20 protein-coding genes are annotated in these 18,862 nt (G+C 40.9%); 3 read left to right on the top strand and 17 right to left on the bottom strand.

The features are described 5' to 3' along the window. Positions 1-10: 10 nt before the first annotated feature. Both glpT and NST24_RS01255 read left to right on the top strand, forming a co-directional pair. The gene (glpT, locus tag NST24_RS01260) at positions 11-1,345 is read left to right on the top strand and encodes a glycerol-3-phosphate transporter (protein ID WP_008343899.1); all 1,335 of its coding nucleotides are present in this window, start codon (positions 11-13) and stop codon (positions 1,343-1,345) included. A 92-nt stretch (positions 1,346-1,437) separates the two neighbouring features. Continuing rightward, the gene (locus NST24_RS01255; protein ID WP_017358710.1) at positions 1,438-2,319 is read left to right on the top strand and encodes a glycerophosphodiester phosphodiesterase; all 882 of its coding nucleotides are present in this window, start codon (positions 1,438-1,440) and stop codon (positions 2,317-2,319) included. A 38-nt stretch (positions 2,320-2,357) separates the two neighbouring features. Here NST24_RS01255 and NST24_RS01250 read toward each other — a convergent pair whose 3' ends face one another. The 12 genes from NST24_RS01250 to NST24_RS01195 all read right to left on the bottom strand — a co-directional run bounded on the left by NST24_RS01250 (position 2,358) and on the right by NST24_RS01195 (position 12,040). Next, positions 2,358-3,746, bottom strand: coding sequence for an amino acid permease (locus tag NST24_RS01250; RefSeq protein WP_008343901.1), 1,389 nt, complete (start codon positions 3,744-3,746; stop codon positions 2,358-2,360). 219 nt (positions 3,747-3,965) lie between these two features. Further along, positions 3,966-4,745, bottom strand: a complete 780-nt coding sequence (locus NST24_RS01245) for a DUF4097 family beta strand repeat-containing protein (RefSeq protein ID WP_342462197.1) — start codon at positions 4,743-4,745, stop codon at positions 3,966-3,968. A gap of 6 nt (positions 4,746-4,751) precedes the next feature. Then, on the bottom strand, positions 4,752-5,423 hold the full coding sequence (locus NST24_RS01240; protein WP_342462196.1) for a bacitracin ABC transporter permease: 672 nt from the start codon (positions 5,421-5,423) through the stop codon (positions 4,752-4,754). 28 nt (positions 5,424-5,451) lie between these two features. Further along, a complete protein-coding gene (locus NST24_RS01235) occupies positions 5,452-6,084 on the bottom strand; it encodes a TetR/AcrR family transcriptional regulator (protein ID WP_039169364.1) in 633 nt (210 codons plus the stop codon). A gap of 129 nt (positions 6,085-6,213) precedes the next feature. After that, a complete protein-coding gene (locus NST24_RS01230; RefSeq protein ID WP_041508153.1) occupies positions 6,214-7,104 on the bottom strand; it encodes an AraC family transcriptional regulator in 891 nt (296 codons plus the stop codon). Positions 7,105-7,197: 93 nt separating this feature from the next. Then, positions 7,198-8,145 (bottom strand): alpha/beta hydrolase, encoded by a 948-nt coding sequence (locus NST24_RS01225; RefSeq protein WP_342462195.1) that lies wholly within the window; start codon positions 8,143-8,145, stop codon positions 7,198-7,200. Positions 8,146-8,200: 55 nt separating this feature from the next. Further along, positions 8,201-8,500: a hypothetical protein gene (locus NST24_RS01220; protein ID WP_008343907.1), complete on the bottom strand. Its 300-nt coding sequence runs from the start codon at positions 8,498-8,500 to the stop codon at positions 8,201-8,203. Next, positions 8,497-8,712: a helix-turn-helix transcriptional regulator gene (locus NST24_RS01215; protein ID WP_012008754.1), complete on the bottom strand. Its 216-nt coding sequence runs from the start codon at positions 8,710-8,712 to the stop codon at positions 8,497-8,499. Before NST24_RS01215 ends, NST24_RS01220 begins: the two co-directional genes overlap by 4 nt. A 184-nt stretch (positions 8,713-8,896) precedes the next feature. Then, positions 8,897-9,502, bottom strand: coding sequence for an ABC-2 transporter permease (locus tag NST24_RS01210; protein WP_008343909.1), 606 nt, complete (start codon positions 9,500-9,502; stop codon positions 8,897-8,899). Continuing rightward, on the bottom strand, positions 9,486-10,361 hold the full coding sequence (locus NST24_RS01205; RefSeq protein WP_039169374.1) for an ABC transporter ATP-binding protein: 876 nt from the start codon (positions 10,359-10,361) through the stop codon (positions 9,486-9,488). Before NST24_RS01205 ends, NST24_RS01210 begins: the two co-directional genes overlap by 17 nt. 5 nt (positions 10,362-10,366) lie before the next feature. After that, a complete protein-coding gene (locus NST24_RS01200) occupies positions 10,367-10,738 on the bottom strand; it encodes a GntR family transcriptional regulator (protein ID WP_008343911.1) in 372 nt (123 codons plus the stop codon). A 174-nt stretch (positions 10,739-10,912) separates the two neighbouring features. After that, positions 10,913-12,040 carry a DUF418 domain-containing protein gene (locus NST24_RS01195; protein ID WP_061417701.1) on the bottom strand — a complete coding sequence of 376 codons (1,128 nt, stop codon included), beginning with the start codon at positions 12,038-12,040 and terminating at the stop codon, positions 10,913-10,915. 386 nt (positions 12,041-12,426) lie between these two features. Here NST24_RS01195 and NST24_RS01190 point away from each other — a divergent pair, with 386 nt between their 5' ends. Continuing rightward, the gene (locus tag NST24_RS01190; RefSeq protein ID WP_342462194.1) at positions 12,427-15,429 is read left to right on the top strand and encodes an amino acid adenylation domain-containing protein; all 3,003 of its coding nucleotides are present in this window, start codon (positions 12,427-12,429) and stop codon (positions 15,427-15,429) included. Positions 15,430-15,548: 119 nt separating this feature from the next. On the opposite strand, the gene NST24_RS01185 is transcribed toward NST24_RS01190, so the two are convergent. Genes NST24_RS01185 through NST24_RS01165 form a run of 5 tightly spaced genes read right to left on the bottom strand, consistent with a single transcriptional unit; the run spans position 15,549 to position 18,859 of the window. Continuing rightward, the gene (locus tag NST24_RS01185; RefSeq protein ID WP_041508147.1) at positions 15,549-15,746 is read right to left on the bottom strand and encodes a hypothetical protein; all 198 of its coding nucleotides are present in this window, start codon (positions 15,744-15,746) and stop codon (positions 15,549-15,551) included. 23 nt (positions 15,747-15,769) lie between these two features. Beyond that, positions 15,770-16,189 (bottom strand): TlpA disulfide reductase family protein, encoded by a 420-nt coding sequence (locus NST24_RS01180; protein WP_203144040.1) that lies wholly within the window; start codon positions 16,187-16,189, stop codon positions 15,770-15,772. Beyond that, positions 16,189-16,704, bottom strand: a complete 516-nt coding sequence (locus tag NST24_RS01175) for a HEAT repeat domain-containing protein (RefSeq protein WP_024719127.1) — start codon at positions 16,702-16,704, stop codon at positions 16,189-16,191. Before NST24_RS01175 ends, NST24_RS01180 begins: the two co-directional genes overlap by 1 nt. Before the next feature lie 18 nt (positions 16,705-16,722). Continuing rightward, entirely contained in the window at positions 16,723-18,144 is a 1,422-nt protein-coding gene (gene skfF / locus NST24_RS01170; RefSeq protein ID WP_342462193.1) for a sporulation killing factor system integral membrane protein, read from the bottom strand. After that, the gene (locus tag NST24_RS01165) at positions 18,137-18,859 is read right to left on the bottom strand and encodes an ABC transporter ATP-binding protein (RefSeq protein ID WP_019744076.1); all 723 of its coding nucleotides are present in this window, start codon (positions 18,857-18,859) and stop codon (positions 18,137-18,139) included. Before NST24_RS01165 ends, skfF begins: the two co-directional genes overlap by 8 nt. Between the last annotated feature and the right edge of the window lie 3 nt (positions 18,860-18,862).

Raw genomic sequence — 18,862 nt, 5'->3', positions numbered from 1 at the left:
GAGGATGTTTATGTTCAAATGGTTTAAACCAGCTCCGCATATCGACAGGCTCGATGATGCCAAAACAGACGAAACCTATAAACGGTTGCGGCTGCAAGTCTTTTTGGGAATCTTTATCGGATATGCGGGCTACTATTTGCTGCGCAAAAATTTCGCATTTGCCATCCCTTATTTACAGGAAGAGGGGTTCACAAAAAGTGAATTAGGCTTTGTACTGGCGGCTGTTTCAATCGCTTATGGCTTTAGTAAATTCATTATGGGGATGATCTCAGACCGGTGTAACCCAAGATACTTTTTAGCCGCTGGACTCTTTCTATCAGCTCTTATCAATATTCTTTTTGTCTCATTTCCATGGGTGACATCCAGTGTATGGATCATGTTTTTATTCATGTTCTTAAACGGCTGGTTTCAAGGAATGGGGTGGCCGCCATGCGGACGAACGATGGCGCATTGGTTTTCGGTGAGTGAACGTGGTACGAAAATGTCCATTTGGAACGTCGCTCACAATATCGGCGGGGGGATTCTTGCACCGCTTATTACATTAGGAATTGTTCTGTTTGCGACGTGGAAAAGTATCTTTTTCTTCCCTGCCATCATCGCCATTATCGTCTCCTTCGTCATCATTCTTCTCGTACGGGACACCCCGCAATCCGCTGGTCTTCCGCCAATTGAAGAATACCGAAATGACTATCCGGCACAACAATATGAAGATCAAGAAAAAGAATTAACCGTAAAAGAGATTTTGTTTAAATATGTACTCAACAATAAATTCCTTTGGTATATCGCCATTGCCAACGTCTTTGTGTACTTTGTCCGTTACGGGGTCGTAGACTGGGCACCTACCTATTTAACAGAAGCAAAAGGATTCTCACCAGAGCATTCACGCTGGTCTTATTTCCTTTATGAATATGCAGGCATCCCTGGTACATTATTGTGCGGGTGGATTAGTGACCGCTTCTTTAGAAGCCGCCGCGCACCTGCTGGCGTACTCTTTATGATTGGCGTATTAATTGCGGTTCTTGTGTACTGGTTAAACCCTGCTGGCAATCCAATGGTTGATAACATTGCCCTCATCAGCATCGGGTTTTTAATTTACGGACCCGTCATGCTCATTGGACTGCAAGCCATTGATCTCGCTCCGAAAAAAGCCGCTGGCACTGCTGCCGGGTTGACAGGATTCTTTGGATATATTGGCGGCTCTGCTTTCGCTAATGCCATGATGGGTGTCGTCGTCGATCACTATGACTGGACAGGAGGTTTCATTTTACTAGTTGGTTCTTGTATCCTTGCAATTGTGTTCCTCGCCATGACATGGAATACAGGAAAGCGCGTAGAGCAAGCTTAATGAAAATCACATAAAAGATTCATCTCCGCCCAACATGCCCTTTACATCTATTTCTTATGATGGAGGCAGTTACCGTAAAAGGAGGATAAAATATGAAGAAAAGTAGATTACTTGCTTTCGTGTTACTCTCTTTTGCTTTACTGTCTTTTGGTTGGGTGCCGACCACCATATCGGCACATGAACATCTTTTATCTCCAGATCGCATTTTAACCGTTGCACACCGCGGAGCATCAGGGTATGCCCCAGAGCATACCCTAGCTTCCTACAAGCTCGCCACAAAGATGAATGCAGATTACCTCGAACTCGACCTTCAAATGACAAAGGATGGACACCTCATCGTCATGCACGATGAAACGGTTGACCGGACGACAAACGGAACAGGCTGGGTCAAAGACCTCACACTTGCCGAAATCAAACAGCTCGATGCCGGTGCATGGTTTAACGAAGCCAACCCCGACAAACAAAATGCCCACTTTATTGGACAGCAAGTCCTCACATTAGATGAGGTATTACGCTACTTCGGTAAACGAGAAAATTATTATATTGAAACCAAAAAACCAGACATCTATCCGCAAATGGAAGAAAAGCTATTGGCCGTCTTAAAGAAACATCATCTTCTTGGAAAACATACGAGAAAAGGGCAGGTCATCATCCAATCTTTCAGCCAAGAAAGTCTATTAAAATTGCAGAAACTCGCCCCTCGGCTTCCAAAAGTACAGCTATTAGATAGAGCGCAAATGACGTCTATTACAGATGATCAGCTCGACTTCATCAAATCATATGCAGTGGGGGTCGGACCGAATTTTAGAGCTTTGACACTTGAAAATGTACAGCAGGTCAGAAGCCACGGACTCCTCCTTCACCCATATACGGTAAACAGCGAAGCAGACATGACACGTCTTCTGCAATACGGCGTCACCGGTCTTTTCACCAACTTTCCAGATGTCTTTCAGCGTGTCAAAGCTTCTCTGTAAACGACAAAAGCCTTGCGGTTGTTCCGCAAGGCTTTTGATTATTTCACCGTTTGATCAGAAGAAGCTGTTTCAATCGGTTTTCGTTTACCAATTCCAAATACAAAAAAGCTAAGCGCCACTAAAATCAAGAACCCAATTGCCACAATGAGAGAAATTCGTGTATCCTGATTAATCAGCATAAACACAAGCACCATCAGCAAGAATCCGATTGTCAAATAGTTAGAAAATGGCGCAAGCGGCAGCTTAAACGGATGCTGATCAAGCGCTGCCCCCTTCGCCTTTCTGAAGCCAATGTGACTAATTAAAATCACAAACCAAGGCACCATACCAGGAAGGACACTCGCACTATACACATAAACGAAAATGTTTGGCGGAGAAACGTAATTTAAGACCACCCCAACCGCTAAACCAATCAGCACAGCAAATGTCCCAAAATACGGTACACCATTCTTCGAAATTTTTGTAAAGAAAGCAGGTGCCTGTCCATTCACACCTAATGTATAAAGCATACGCCCCGCACTGAAGATTCCACTATTACAGCCGGACATCGCTGCTGTAATGACAACAAAGTTAATAATACCTGCTGCTGCCGTAATTCCAATTTTCGCAAACGTCGCCACAAATGGACTGCCGAGCGTATTCAGCTGATCCCACGGATACACCGTTACGATGACAAATATCGCACCGATATAGAAAATCAAAATACGCCAGATGATGCTTTTGATGGCATTTGTCAGCGTCTTTTGCGGATTTTGCGCCTCACCTGCAGTAATCCCAATGAGCTCTACCCCTTGATAGGCAGCAATCACTAGGGACAATGCAAACAAGAAACCGCTAAATCCACCTGTAAAGAACCCGCCGTGCGCCCAAAGGTTAGACAAACCAATCGCTGTTCCACCATTGCCAAACCCAAAGAAAATAATGCCTAAACCTGCAATGATCATTAAAATAATCGTCACAATCTTGATCATCGCAAACCAGAATTCAAACTCACCGAATGACTTAACCGAAATCAAGTTGGCCGCACCTAAAATGATCATGGCGATTAATCCGGGAATCCACGCCGGTAACTCCGGGAACCAATATTTCATATAAGCACCTACGGCGATAATCTCAGACATTCCAACAATGACCCACTGGAACCAGTTACTCCAAGCTGTCATATACCCCGCAAGCGGATGAATATATTGATGCCCAAATGTAGCAAACGATCCCGTACTCGGTTCAAGATACAACATTTCTCCCATCGCACGCATAATAAAAAAGATAAAAATACCACACACTGCGTACGCGAGAAGAACCGATGGACCTGTCCATTGAATGGCTTTAGCTGACCCCATAAATAAGCCAACACCAATTGTGCCGCCAAGCGCAATCATTTGAATATGACGAGCACTTAACCCTCTCTTTAATTCCTTTTGAGCCACTTCTATTCCCCCTCATCAACAAACAACATAAAAAATAAAAAATCAGAATTTTCATTCTGATTCAAAATCTTCAATCTTTCGATGTATATTATCATAATAAATCTACCCTTAAAAAACAATTGTTTTTTTGAGGAAAACACTATTAACAAAATATTCTGACATAAAAAGATATTCAAATTATTTTATATTGATATATCGAATCAGAGGATCATCATCGCTTCAATGACCATCACTTAATAGAAAAGAACCTCCCCTTATATCGACCTCAAAGCTTTTCCCTCCATTTTTATAAACCATTCTATCCTGATCATCAACACAAGGAAAGTCATTGTGAAAAGTACCTGATCTTTTCTTCACATAACAAATAAATCCATCATTTTCCGGAATTGCCACTTTGACAGATGATCCAGTTGACGTCGATTTGAGCGAATGCAACATGGCCTTTGAATGTATCTGTACCCTTCTGCCTATTAAATTCAGATCAATATCTGAAAAAGCACCTACCATCTCCACTTTTGACGAAGTAGTACGCAGGCTCAATGTCTGCGTGTTGAGCTGTTGACTAGAGATAAATCCACCCACTGTCTGCAAGCGCAGATGCTTGATTTCTCCCGTGAACATGGACTTTCCAGAAATCAATTGGCAGTCAGCCTCCTTCACCTTCAGTCCATCCAAGAATAGATTTGCTCCTTTACAATGAATAGACAAGGACTGTAACTGTGCCTGAGGGAGGTAAATCTCCAAATTCGTTTGATGAAGATGAAGCCCCAAGCTGATCGCTCGTTTTCTTTTATCTTGAATGACTAGCCTGCCTTCCTGCACTTGATGATGCAGTAAATACCGATGGGGGAATACGTGATTGGTGGTCTGCTTCACCAATAAATAAGGATGATCATGGTGATAAAGGCGAACATCTCCCACCAGCCAGTTTAATGAAAGTTCCGTTATTGCTTCTTCAATTTGAACCGTATGCTTCACATGTCTCCATCCTTTTCCCATCATGAATTACCTCGTTTGCAGCCGGCCGATGCGGCTCCACAATTCCAAGATCACAATGAGGACTGCTGCAATCATCACTCCTGACAGGATGAGGTTCATTTGATCATTGCCATAAATGGCGAGCGATACATTTCCTAAAACAGCACATAAAACAATGGCAGTCAGGACGGTCATCAAAACAGATTTCTTGCTCAACCCTATTCTCATCGCCATCATGCTAATCGCTTGAACACAAACAATCAACATAAAGAATGTTTTCATCAATTGAAACAGAGAACCTGCCGTCAGCGTATCGTGAACAATAGGGAAAAACAATTCAGTCACAATAAACACAACAAACGAAGGAATGATACTGCACATCATCGCAAACGTTGAAAGGCACACCATCCATATCATATGAGAAAGGAATCTCACTGAATTGAATGTGCGTTCCTGATAAACAGTCTTGCCTACACGCCAATACAGCATAGCTGTGATGATAGAAAAAAAGATCATCCATACTGTACTCGTTAACAAATAAATATTCGTATATTGCTGAAAACCCGGTTCGCGTTCAATTTTTGCAGCAAACGCAATAAAATAGATGAATACTAGCAGCACAATACTCGCGATGAAACTAGCTTGAATATACTGCTTCATGTGGCCTTTTCTTAGCTCAACCTTCATAAAATGAATCATACGTCATCCTCCTATCAGTTGGCATTCTTTATCTTTCGGGCAGATCATACCCGCCAATTTCAGCATAGTGCGCTGTCACCTTTTGAATAAATAGATCACTCACAATATCCACGCCAAGACCCTTCATCATCTGCTTTAAAAAACACAAACGCTGGACCGTTTCTTCATGATTGCGGACAAACAAGGTGGGATTCAACCATATATTCACAAGAAGCAAAAATACTTCTGCCACTTCACCAGGAAACGCAGTTTCCATCGAACCATCCTCAATCCCTTCAATGATTAACTGTTTGATTCTCAAAGCATCCTGATTGACACCTGTCTTCATGCCTTCAATCACAAATTGCGGATTTTTCATCTGATCAACCAAGATCCCATCAATCGAATGAGACTGCGGGTCTGCCACAAGCTGCTCCAGGATAAGCTGCAGCTTCTCTTTCGCATGAGCTGCCTCCGTATGCTCAATTAACTCCTCAAGCTTCTCGGTTGCATAACGAAACTGCCGATCCATCACGCCGCGTAATATATCATCCTTCGATTTAAAATGATGATAAATAGCCCCTTTAGACATATTCAATTCATGGATAATATCTTGCAAACTTGTCTTTTCAAATCCCTTTTCCTGAAACAACTTTGTCGACACGTCCAAAATTTGCTGCATCGTCTTTTCTGGATACTTATTTCGCACCAGTTCAAACGCCCCCTTTTACATACCGACCGTCGGTATGTTTAATTATATTTTTCATTATAAACGGTTCATGCAGATTTGTATACAACAAAAAAAGACCGCTCACACGGTCTTCTCAAGCTCAAAATGCAAATTCATCGGCACATCTGGCAGAGCCGAAGCCTCCACCATATTCGTTGTAGGTGTTTTCTCATCCACTTCCTCAAATCGAAAACCGTCAGCCCAGACTGTTCCATGACCGCTGAGTAGCACTCCAAAATGAATGGATTCACTGCGCGTAGGAACATCTAATACGATCGCATATTGATTCCATTCCGTAGAATCTGTCACAGGTCGATTCTGCATATTATCAAACTGCACCGTATCACCCTTTCCGTCATCTACCCGCATCCAAATTCCTGCTGAAGATACATTCTCTGTTTTCAAGAAAGCAGAGAGCTTCAATCGCTTGCCTACATACTCTTTTGCTTGAAACCCCTGCATCATCGTCGCAAACTGTCCTTCTTGTACGCCTTCTTTAGATGATAAAACACCTGATTGCTTTCCCGTATGAAACTCTGCTGTATCAACACCCATCTCATACATATGCGGATGTGAACCACTCAAACCCCAGCCAGGTACTGCTTCATGTAATGTCATCGAATCTTCCTCCTTTTTCATTTGCATGTCTCTCATCATGGACCTGTACATTCCGGGAGGTAAAGAATAAAGATGCTTAAAAGCACGCGTAAAGGCTTCCTGCGATTGGAATTGTAACGAAAAAGCGATGTCTAAAATCCCCTGATCCGTATACAAAAGAAGCTGTGCAGCCGTAGCTAATCTTCGTTTCCGCACATATTCCCCCATCGACAGCCCGGTTTCTCGTTTAAACACACGCAGCAAATGAAAATGTGAATATCCTACTTTCTCATGCACCTGTCTCAGCGACAGCTCATCCATCAAATGCGACTCCAAATAAGAAATCACCTCTTGCGTCACCCGACTATACATCATCTCCCTCACCTCTTCTTGATCATAAAACAAATCAGTTCACTCGTTTTGATCAAAATTGCGATGTTTCATCTGTCCAGCTGAGGAGGAAAAACGCTAACGTGAGCGCTCGTTGTTCGATAGAAACTTCCTCACATCATCTGCGATTTCTTTTGATTTCGTATGATGCAAATAATGGCCACCTTTGAAAGTAACGACTTTTCCGTGGTCTACATTTTTCAGCAGCTCTTCATGCATTGGTTTCCAGTTTGGTGTTTCTTTCTCCGTTTGATCCGCTAGATAGAAAGCCACAGGGAGCTTCTTAGGGAAATGTAGGCGTTGAGCGTTTTTAAAATTGTTTCTAAAGTTTTCTGCCTCACTAGCTTGGCTTTCATCTAAGAAATTTCGGAAAGTCAGCATTTTAATCTGAGCTTTCGTTTGATCATCTACTTTAGGCATCACCAGTTGATCTGGATTCATTTTCACTATCAATCTGTAAAAGCCGGATTGATGAAGCAGCTGTAAGCTGGAGACTGGCAATTCATCTGCATCCTCCTGCTTAGGAAAACTACTATCAATTCCAACAAAGGCTTGGACTTCTTTTTCGTATTGATTCACATATTCTAATCCATAAATGCCAGAAATCGAATGACCCATTAGCGTATATTTTTTAATGTTGAGTTTCTGCAAACATTCATGAATCTCATCCACAATGTTTTGACTTGTCCTTACTTTATCTGTGTCGTCACTTAAACCATAACCAAACGGTTCAATCACAACGACTCTATGATCTTGCGATAACTCCTTGACTAACGGTTCAAAATCCAGCACGGGTGAAGCAGTTCCATAGCCTGGTAGAAGGACAATCGTTTCTTTCCCATCGCCTTGAATGAGCACATTCATCTCCTTCCCATCCACCAAGACCTTTTGCCCATAATCTTCTATTTTCCCTTTCTCCCGTTCATTACTAATGAGGTTTACAAAATAAACAGTAGCTAGAAAAACAACCATGACCGTGATAATGGTGCCTATGGAGATCAACATGATTCTCAATATTTTTTTCATTGGTTTTCTCTTCCCTTCATGATGAAGAACTCTAGCTCACATCCATCGATGAAAATTAATATTTTCTTTCACAATAGATGATGCCGATTGTATTTGCGCAAACACTTGATACATACATAAACGTAATTGCTATATAAAACCACTCTGTTGGAGATGAGAATTGATGGACCAAAGATTGAACGACAGCAACCAATATATAGGCTAAAGCCACACCTATAATGGAAAAACTTCCGGCTTTCGCTAAAATAAATTGACCTCGTTCATCATGTTTATATTCACGGTTTTTCTTAAATTGAAAGGCCGTGCTTAAAATAGAAAGGGTAATGAGAGAATAAAGTATGATCGTCGTTATCATTGTTGTTCCTCCTTGTCGACCTCTTGAAATACGTCATACAAATCAACTTCAAATGTCCTAGCAATTTGAAATGCTAATTTTAAAGACAAAGAATATTTACCATTTTCAATCGCTGCCACAGTTTGACGAGTCACACCTAACTTCTCTGCCAAATCCTTTTGTGTCCAGTCTCTTTCTGCCCGTAATACCTTAATTCTATTTTTAATCTCCATTTCAAATTCCTTTCTTAAAGGATGATTTATTTAACAATATGTTAAAAATAATTAACATTATGTTAATTAACAATAACCTCTTTTCTTCTGTATGTCAATTTCACCGGATGCAAAAAAGAATCATCCATTTTGAAAGGCCTACCTCAAAATGAATGATTCTCTATAAATGATGTGATCATCTGATTTAAAACACTTTCCTCTGGTAAATCGCAGTAGAAAGTCCCCAAGACAGCAAGTAGATGAGCATAATCAGTACAGTTGACCCCGTATATACAATAGGGATCGATAAATTCATGATAAAATCAGTGATTCCACTGAATTGCTCTGCTAAATAGAGAACAACAGGCGGTCCCATAGCAGATAATACGATAAAGCCAATGATCACTGCCGTTGTGATATAACCAGGCTTTAAGATATAAAACAATGGAAACGTACATGCTGCGAACAATAAAAACAACCCGCTGCCAATCGCAATATCTGACAGCGAAAACAGCTTCCCAAACACAAATAATGCAGCACTTGTCAGCACGATCGCAATACTCATATAGAAAATGGCGCCAAGATAACGTGATGCGATAATTTCTTTACGTGTATAGGGCAAGGAATTTAATAGAATATTCGTTTCTGCCTTCTCATCATAAGCATATGTGTTAAATGGAATGAAGACACTAGCGACTAGAAACGTTAATACTGGATGGACATCCATGAAAATGAAAAATAAGATAAACGGAATAAAAATAAGTAACTGCTTCTTTTGCAAAATCACATCACGCTTAATTAAATGAAACATGCGCAACCCCGCCTTTCAAATAAAACATGATATCCTCAAGCGACGCCGGTTCAATCACAACAGCATCCCCAAAAATAAGTTTCACCTCATCAATCCGATCTGTTAATGCTTCAAATCCGGCTGCCGTACGCTGAATATGGATAAACGCCTTTTCTGTGTCTCGATCCAGCAAATCCAGGCTCCCCTTCACCAGCGCATAATTCTCCGCCACCTCATGAATCGACTGTTGAAAGACCAATCTTCCATTTTGTATAAACGCAATATAATCCGCGATGCGATCTAAATCAGTCGTCATATGCGTTGAGAAAAAAATCGTTCGATTTCCATCAATCATCAATTCTTGTAACGTGCCGAGCAGCTCTCTTCTAAAGACCGGATCTAAACCAGCAGTTGGTTCATCCATGATAATCAGCTCTGCATGGTGCGACAGCGCAATCGCAAGCGATGCCTTCATCTGCATCCCTTTTGAAAATGTTTTAATCGCTTTATGAAGCGGCAGGCCAAACTGTTCAATATATTGATAAAATAGTCTATCATCCCAGCGTTTATAGGCAGGTGCCACAATCCGTTTGATGTCTTTTAAATTCAATCCTGGGAAAAAAACGTTAGCATCGTAAACAAAGCCAATTCGTTCCTTAATCTCTTTTTCATGGGTGCGATAATCTAATCCAAAAATTTTAACCTCACCAGAATCTGGTTTTAACAAATTCATGATCATTTTAATCGTGGTCGACTTACCGGCTCCATTTTCTCCAATAAACCCAGTAACAAAGCCCTTTTTGACCTGTAAATCAAGATTCTGCACAGAAAAGTCTTTGAACCGTTTTGATACTCCTTTGAATTCAATCACGTGCTCCACTCATCTCACTCCTCATACAAGAACTTTAATAACTGCTGCAATTCATCAAAAGATAAGCCTAATTCCTTGCCGTTTGTAACAACCGCTCCAAGCTGTTCCTCAATCACCTTCAATTTTTTCTCTCTCATGACCTCTAGGTTTTGCTCGGCAACAAATGATCCCTTACCGACAATCGAATAAATAAATCCTGCCTTCTCTAACTCTTCATATGCACGTTTTGTTGTGATGACGCTGATTTGTAAATCCTTCGCCAGCTTTCGGATAGACGGCAGTCCCGCACCTTCTGCAAGCTCACCCGTTAAGATCAACGATTTGATTTGCGTCGTAATCTGCTCATAGATAGGCTCCTTAGAATGGTTAGAAATCGTAATTTGCATATAAAAAACCTCTTTTTTCTGTACTGGTATTCGCAATGAAATATTGTATATACACTATATATACATTATATACACACTGAAAAAATATTCAACTCCTTTTATGAACTTTTTTGAATGCGATCCAACTAAAAAACCGCACAGCTCTTCAGCCATGCGGTTCCTCAACAAATCAATTTATCTCCAATATACCCATTTTCCCATAAGCCATTCCACAGGCCCTCTTCTCCACTTTTTCAAATAGAGATAGCTGATGAACAGCTGAGCTGTGTAAAGTCCAACAGCAAGTAGCAGTCCAAACATTGAGCCCATTTGTCCGAATAACCCAAGTCCGTAAGAATAGAAAATCGTTGTACAAATAATAGATTGAGCCAAATAGTTTGATAAAGACAATCGGCCCAGTCCTGCAAGCAGACGTTTCAACCCTTGTGCAGCCTTTGAATAGTAGAAGACAATAAAAGCTTGAATATAACCGATCGTCAGGACATAGGCTCCTAACGTCAACACCATTTCACTCCAAGGAGCATCACTGAACGTCGCACATTTTAAAGCGAGCCCGATGATAATCATCCAAACCCAGCCTTTACGATAAGCCATGCCTCGATCTTCTTCTGTCAAATGACCTTTTTTCCCGATCGCCATGCCAAGCAGTGCAAATGGCCCCACCATGATCGTACCGAATAGAAAACCCAAGATCGGCATCATCGTAATGGTCACGATCGCCATAATAATGGTCACAATCATCATATCGTCTTCAATCGTCACCCGGCTCAATAAAATATCACCGTATGCACCCTTCGCATACACATCAGTTAATAAATCATCATTTCCATAAACAAAGGTCATCAGATATGGTAAAACCACTAATGACAAAGCACCTAACACACCTGACCAAATCAGCATTGTTTTGATCCGGCTGCTTAAAAACATCATCAAGAAAAACGTACATGCTCCATAATATAAGAGAATATCACCATTCCAAATGAATATGTAATGCAGCATCCCAAGCACAATAAGACCAAAGCCGCGGCGGACGACAATAGCATTCGTATTCAGCCCCTTGGCCTTTGTGGATTCAATCAGTTTGATAAAAGAATACCCAAACAAAAAGGAGAAAATCGGATAAAATGACCCCTGGAACAAGATTTCTGTGACATATACCCCAAACTCCTGTCCCCATATGCTCGGATCAAACATCTTCTCAAAATCATAATCATATTGAAAATTAAGCATATTCACAATCAAAATACCTAATAAACTAAAACCACGTAAACTATCAATAAACTCAACCCTAGATCCCTTCAACACGACAGCTCCTTAAACAATATATAACAAATTTAAGATATACCTGTATATTTTACCAAATTTTTTTCGAAATAGTATATATATTTCTAATAAAAAAGTGATCTTTCATCCTATCAGTGAATCCAGCCTATCTTATAATTCAATTTAACCCTATTTTCATCTCATCTTGATCATCAAAACGCTCATTCAAGGAAAAAGCCGAGGGTCCCATACATTTTATCTCTAAATAGGACAATATATCTGCATATTATTTCAATTATTATATAAATTTTACATTTTATTGTTGATATGACCTTCATTGACAATGAATATTTCTTCATATACACTTTGGGTGGATTTAGGAATAACATTCCTAATCTATCAAATTCTAGAGGGGGAATATCATCATGAATGATCAAAATTTATGTGATATCATGAGACACCACGCCACTCACACGCCGCATCATCCAGCTTTAGCGTGCAACCATCAGAACATCACATATGCTGAACTTGAGAAACAAAGTAACCAGTTCGCCAATTACCTTATCAAAATGGGCGTAACGAAAGCTTCTCATATTGGCCTAGCCTTAGAAAGATCACCACAAATGATTATCTCTATTCTCGCTATCACCAAAATAGGAGCCGTATATGTGCCTATAGATATAAATTACCCTAGTGAACGTATTCAATTTATGATTGAAGATGCCGAACTATCGTTTTTACTCACAACATCACATGTCACTCAAAGCCTAACCTCCTTGCCTATTCCTACTATCTACTTAGATAAAGAAAAACATCTCATCCTTACACAATCAACGTCAAACCCGTCTTTTGATGTCAAACCTTCTGATGCCGCTTATATCATGTATACCTCTGGCACAACAGGAAAACCAAAAGGTGTTGTCATTACACATAGATGTATCATGCACCTAACGCATAACCCTTCCTTTCTGCCCGTTAATTCTTCTGATACCTTAGCATTATTATCTACCATCTCTTTTGATTCCTCTACATTTGAAATATGGTCCGCTTTATTAAATGGAGCGACACTCGCTATTCCTCCTTCTGGAAAACTGACTCCTGAACTCGTCAGTCAAACCATTAAAGACTATGATGTATCGATTCTTTTTTTAACTACTGGATTGTTCAACTTGATGATGGAGTCACACCTGAACGATATCAAATCAGTTAAATACATCGTCTCTGGCGGAGATGTCATGTCTCCTCAAGTCGTTCATCAAGCATTAAAGGAGCTCCCACATACGACCATCATTAATGGCTATGGCCCGACAGAAAATACAATCTTCACAACAACTTTTCAACTGCCAGACACTTGGGATGATCTCGTCAGTATACCGATTGGCAGACCTGTAGCAGGAACCATCATTGACATCACAAATGAACAAAGTGAATCTGTCTCTCAAGGACAAATAGGGGAACTCATCACTTCGGGAGATGGACTAGCATTAGGCTACTGGCGAAGAGAAAACCTAACAAAGGAACGTTTCATCGAACGGGATGGAAGAACCTATTACAAAACAGGGGATCTTGTTCGACAACAACCTGATGGGCTGATTGAATATATTGGTAGAAAGGATGACCAAGTCAAAATTAGAGGCTTTCGTATTGAGCTTAGCGAGATTGAGCATGTGTTGATCCAGCACCCAAGTGTTAAATCCTGTTTGGTGACAGCCACAGAAGTGATACCTGGGGATAAACGCATCATTGCATACATCATTCCGTCCAACAAAAAGACATGGGATCTATATACCATTCAAACTTATGCAAAGAAAACATTCCCTGATTTCATGCGCCCTGCACATTATGTTCTATTGACAAACTTCCCTACGACCACAAATGGAAAAGTCGATCGAAAAGCACTACCAAGATATCATTTCGACAGACCCAAACTGCAAACTGAATATGTCGCACCAACTAATCAAACCGAAGAAGCACTCTGTGAAATATGGACAGACCTATTAAAGGTAGAGCCCATTGGCACAAACGATCACTTCTTCGACTTAGGAGGAAACTCCATCCTTGCCGCCAAAACCTTAATGCGTATGCAGGAAACATTACACGTTGAACTACCTGCCAGCACCCTTTATGAACATCCTACGATTCAACAAGTTCATCTTATGCTACAAAATCAAACACCTGAGCCGAAACAACAGCTCACATCAGAGGGATTTTTAGATGAAGAGATTCAGCCAAAGCACCTATTCGATTCTAAATCCTTTAAGCAGAATGCCGTGTTATTAACAGGAGCAACCGGCTTTCTAGGCGCTTATCTCATTAAAGAGCTTGTTCGAATGAATCCCTCCATCCAAATCTATTGTGTCATCAGAGCAAGAGACAAACAGCACGCAAGACAGAGAATACAAGTAAATATGGAGAAGTATCACCTATGGGACGAACATTATCTGAAACAACTAAAACCGATTGTAGGTTACTTGGACAAGCCTCAACTAGGGCTCTCAACAGAGGAATTTCAACAACTCGCCCAAAACATTGATGCCATCTATCATAATGGAGCAAAAGTCAATTACGTTCAGCCCTATCACATGCACAAGGATACAAATGTCACTGGCACAGAAAATATCATCAAACTCGCCTGCACAGAACAGGTAAAGCCTGTTCATTTCTTATCGACCATTGCCATATTCGGACCTGCCGGGTATCTAGATGGCACGACCGTTCTTTTTGAAGATACATCCATCGATGCTTATCTTCCTATTGTAGAAAAGGACATTGGGTACTCTCAAAGTAAATGGGTGGCAGAAAAAATGATGTGGGAAGCAAAAAAACGTGGCGTGCCGATCACAGTCCTTCGCCCCGGCTTCATCATGGGCGACAGTCAAACAGGCGTTCATAATACAGAGGATTACATGGCGAGACTAATCAAAGGATGCATCCAATTAAAGGCTTACGGTGAGCTACCGAATCAACGAAAAGAATTCGTACCCGTCGACTTTGTTTCAAAAGCCATTACAACCATATGCAAGGATCCAGCCAACTTCGGCAAAGCCTATCACCTCGTCCCACCTCAAGAAGAAAGCATGGAATTAGGTGAATTTTTTCAAAAAATCACAGAAGAAATAGGCTATCCATTAGAAAAGAAAGCATATAACGATTGGGTAGAAGCTCTCATTCAAGCAAGCGACCAACACGCAGACAACGCCCTTACGCCATTTCTTCCAATGCTCACTGAAAAGGTAGAACGAGACAAAACAGTCTGGGAACTATACGAAAACATGGCGCACTTTGACTCAACAAATACTCAAACGGTTCTCCAAGCACATGGAATGACCTATCCCCCTATGGACGATCATTTAATCAAACGCTATTTCAAATACATGGAGGACATTGGATTTTTAAAATTTGATTCAAACACTGCCCTGAGAATATAAAAGCATTCCCTTGTTTTTAAACTCAGTACAGGAAGTAATAAAAGGTTGGATGCAACATCCAACCTTTTATTACTTACCTTTCATCAGCTGTACCTTTCTAGATCACCTCGGTAGAAAACTTATGCCTTATGATCTTTTTCTTCTTTAAAAAGCACACGCTTCACATAAAACAAAATCCCCAATCCAAACAAAATCAACGGCAACTCCCAGTCTGCAGAAACCGGCAGCCATTTCAACATCATGAGAATCAGCAAAACAGCTCCCACACCTGCATAAAAGATCACCGTTTTTTTCAATTCTTGGTTTGATTGAAACAAAACGCTCTCCTCCATAACCCTAATTATGATCGTTTTTCTAGTTTTTTTAATATCTTTTCCCAGCCGGTATCTCCCATTTTCCGATCAATTAATTGCCCCTCTTTATCTATGAGGCAAAAACTTGGTAATCCTTGAATTTTATATTTTGTGACAATCTCATAATCTTGATCCAACACAATAGGAGCAATGAGATTCTTTTCCTCCGCATATTTCGAAACAACCTCTATCGATTTTTCTTCTTCCGTATATGGAACATGGACACAGGTTAAATGGATACTCAACTGATCCACACTATGTAGAATGTGGTCGGTTAATTCTTCACAATGCGGACAGTTGACTGACCAAAAATAAAGAAGGTGAGTATGCCCTCCAGGTAAGCACCGCTGATGTGAAGAATGAATCCAAGGAAGGTGCTCAGGCCATTTATGTATTTGCGTTTCCACTACTCATCCCCCTTTTCTTTTAATTGAAAGGCAATGATTTTTCCTAATGCCTCTTCTGCAGCAAAAGGTGCCACATTTCCTGATGGATTCTCTTGTTCCTGTTTTAGGCACTCGTACATATTTTTTTCGATTTTTGATGGGTCAATCCAAGAGATACACCACGACGCCCAAAAACAAGTAGGACCCTTATAGCGTTTTGCCAAAGGCAGAAGAAATGGCAAACTTGGCTGACCAATTCTCATGAGTGAGATCGCAGCCGCCATTCTTGTCTCCTCTTCTTCACTTTCTAACAGTTTGGCAAGGGCTTCTGCTGCGTCCCCTGCATCTGCTCCAAATTCACCAAGAACCGCTGCTGCAATATTCCGCAAAGAACCCTCTTCTTTTAAGGCTTCAACAAGCACTGGCACTGCCTCTTTTCCTGATTTCCTTAACTCCCCCATGGCTTGAACGATCGTTACTTCATTGGTATTGACTAAACGTTGAACCGATTGGGATAGCTTATCTTCTGGTTTCATGACAATCAACTCCTCTTTTTAATGAGTCCCACGGCATCGATAACACATCACATAACATACACATCCAGCAAATACACATGTCATCGTTGTAAACCAGCCATTAGTGAACAGATGAATCCCAATGATGACCGCAGCACTTATGACAGATCCGATGAGCAATGATCGATAATAGATGCCCAAAGAAAGACTCGCTTCTCGTCTCAAAGGCTGCGTAAAGGCAAAGAGCCGTATGGTCAAAAACCAAATATAAACCCCTACCCCATAAATGGCCCAATACAATACATCATGAATCTCTAACAAGATAAGAGAAATCAAGTAGACACCATACAACCAAAAGGTTTGAAACACTTCCAATAGAAGAATCTTTTGATATAAAGCACCCGGAAAAAGATACAGTACTCCCGTTTGCCCGTGTCTTACAATCCCAGCGTAATATGAACTGAGCAGGACAGATGCACCAATGACCAAAAAGAATAGAGTCAACCAATCTGAAAAATAAGAACTGACGACATAGTAAGTACCGATCAACAGCATGGTAGATAACAGATGGAAGGTAGCATACTTTTTGATCATCAATATTTCTAGCCAAAGGAAAGCCCAGATGCCCGTTAATGTTGAAAGCCCCCACCACGTCTTGCTTTTCTTTGAACTTATTGGATTTGCATGAACCTGTTTCCCCTCAAATTCCTCCCAAAATGCCGCCTCTTTGACTAACGACTCCATCATCTCTATACGATGACTCGACCTGTACATCATCATGAAAGATAGAATCATCACTCCAAGTAATATCAATACAGAAATGAATGAAAACTCCTCTATCATGCGTCCGACTTGATACATCAAAGAAGCAGATATCTCCATCATTGACGACTGTTTCAATATCAATTGATTCAAAGTGAGCAATGAAAGACAACCAAACATCAGTATAAAACCAATGAAGAGCACTCGTTTATATACTTGAATGGTTCTTGCACAAGATACCGCAATCATCCATGTTTCGATCATACATAACAGCGCTGTTAACAGGAGTGATTTACCAAGTAGAAAAAAGTACTGCTGCGTTAAACAAAGAAGGAGGATATCAGCCATCACAGCAGAAACAATGAGAAGAGCACATCGCCAAAGAATGTGATATACCCATACACTCATCACAACTGTCCATAAGGAAGCACCACTTCCATACAACCACATGATATCGTTCATCTGACTAGGCAGCCTATTCGAAAACAAGCCAAAGCCAGTATAAAGAACAAATAAAACGACAATGATCCATCCAGCTGTACTTGCATTCCAATCGCCCATACTTGAGACTGCGCTCAGCTGAAAACCGATGGCAGCCATCATAAGTAGCAAGATCAGAAAGGGCATTTTCTTTTCTTGATTTTTACTGATCAAGCGCCTTTGGGATTTCATCCATAAAAGGGAAAGCGTGTTATTCACTAGACCACTCCCCTAGGAGTTGAATGACTTCTGCCCGCCACTTCATTTGTTCTTCCTGCCGCTTAGGAACAGCGATACTTTTCATGATGGCACCATCTCGAATCAATATCACCCTGCTAGCCGTATCAAGAACAAACTCTAGGCTATGAGTGGACACAAGAACCGAACCTCCTTGAAGGCTCTTCTGTATCAGCCAATCTGACAACCATTGTTTCGAAGGGATGTCTAACCCAACAGTCGGCTCATCTAAAATAAAAAGGGAGGCATCTTGCACAATGGCCCCTGCTAAGACGACACGCTGTTTTTGACCTCTTGAAAGCCTTCCGCACAATTCGTTCATCTTCATTTCGATATGTACTTCTTTCAACGCCTCAAATACCTTTTCTTTGATCTGTTTTAAACCTTTATGATAGCCCCTCGCACGGAATTGAACATGTTCAGCAACCGTTAAATCTGGGTACAAATATGGCTGATCTGGAATAAGAGCTACTTGTTTTTGGACATGGGAATGACCAGGAGGAAATCCCTCTATGAGTATTTCCCCTTGATCAGGTTGATAGAGACCTGTTAAACATCGAATGGTTGTCGTCTTCCCCGCACCATTAGGCCCAAGCAGCGCCACAACCTCCCCTGCTTCAATGGAAAATGAAAGACCCTCTATCCCATCACCATTGCTATATCGTTTGCTTACATTCTGAACCTCCATGAATGGCATCAA

The sequence above is a fragment of the Bacillus sp. FSL R5-0286 genome (assembly GCF_038593245.1).
GTDB classification, from domain to species: Bacteria; Bacillota; Bacilli; order Bacillales; family Bacillaceae; genus Bacillus; species Bacillus altitudinis.
The sequence above is the reverse complement of the archived record's forward strand: the minus strand, read 5'-3'. Positions and strand labels throughout refer to the sequence as shown.

What these genes read in the sequence shown, in the direction of transcription:
- glpT (WP_008343899.1), top strand. Translation starts at nt 11, where the DNA reads ATGTTCAAATGGTTTAAACCAGCTCCGCATATCGACAGGCTCGATGAT.
- NST24_RS01255 (WP_017358710.1), top strand. Translation starts at nt 1,438, where the DNA reads ATGAAGAAAAGTAGATTACTTGCTTTCGTGTTACTCTCTTTTGCTTTA.
- NST24_RS01245 (WP_342462197.1), bottom strand. Translation starts at nt 4,745, where the DNA reads ATGGGAAAAGGATGGAGACATGTGAAGCATACGGTTCAAATTGAAGAA.
- NST24_RS01240 (WP_342462196.1), bottom strand. Translation starts at nt 5,423, where the DNA reads ATGATTCATTTTATGAAGGTTGAGCTAAGAAAAGGCCACATGAAGCAG.
- NST24_RS01235 (WP_039169364.1), bottom strand. Translation starts at nt 6,084, where the DNA reads ATGCAGCAAATTTTGGACGTGTCGACAAAGTTGTTTCAGGAAAAGGGA.
- NST24_RS01230 (WP_041508153.1), bottom strand. Translation starts at nt 7,104, where the DNA reads ATGATGTATAGTCGGGTGACGCAAGAGGTGATTTCTTATTTGGAGTCG.
- NST24_RS01225 (WP_342462195.1), bottom strand. Translation starts at nt 8,145, where the DNA reads ATGAAAAAAATATTGAGAATCATGTTGATCTCCATAGGCACCATTATC.
- NST24_RS01220 (WP_008343907.1), bottom strand. Translation starts at nt 8,500, where the DNA reads ATGATAACGACGATCATACTTTATTCTCTCATTACCCTTTCTATTTTA.
- NST24_RS01215 (WP_012008754.1), bottom strand. Translation starts at nt 8,712, where the DNA reads ATGGAGATTAAAAATAGAATTAAGGTATTACGGGCAGAAAGAGACTGG.
- NST24_RS01210 (WP_008343909.1), bottom strand. Translation starts at nt 9,502, where the DNA reads ATGTTTCATTTAATTAAGCGTGATGTGATTTTGCAAAAGAAGCAGTTA.
- NST24_RS01200 (WP_008343911.1), bottom strand. Translation starts at nt 10,738, where the DNA reads ATGCAAATTACGATTTCTAACCATTCTAAGGAGCCTATCTATGAGCAG.
- NST24_RS01190 (WP_342462194.1), top strand. Translation starts at nt 12,427, where the DNA reads ATGAATGATCAAAATTTATGTGATATCATGAGACACCACGCCACTCAC.
- NST24_RS01175 (WP_024719127.1), bottom strand. Translation starts at nt 16,704, where the DNA reads ATGAAACCAGAAGATAAGCTATCCCAATCGGTTCAACGTTTAGTCAAT.
- NST24_RS01165 (WP_019744076.1), bottom strand. Translation starts at nt 18,859, where the DNA reads ATGCCATTCATGGAGGTTCAGAATGTAAGCAAACGATATAGCAATGGT.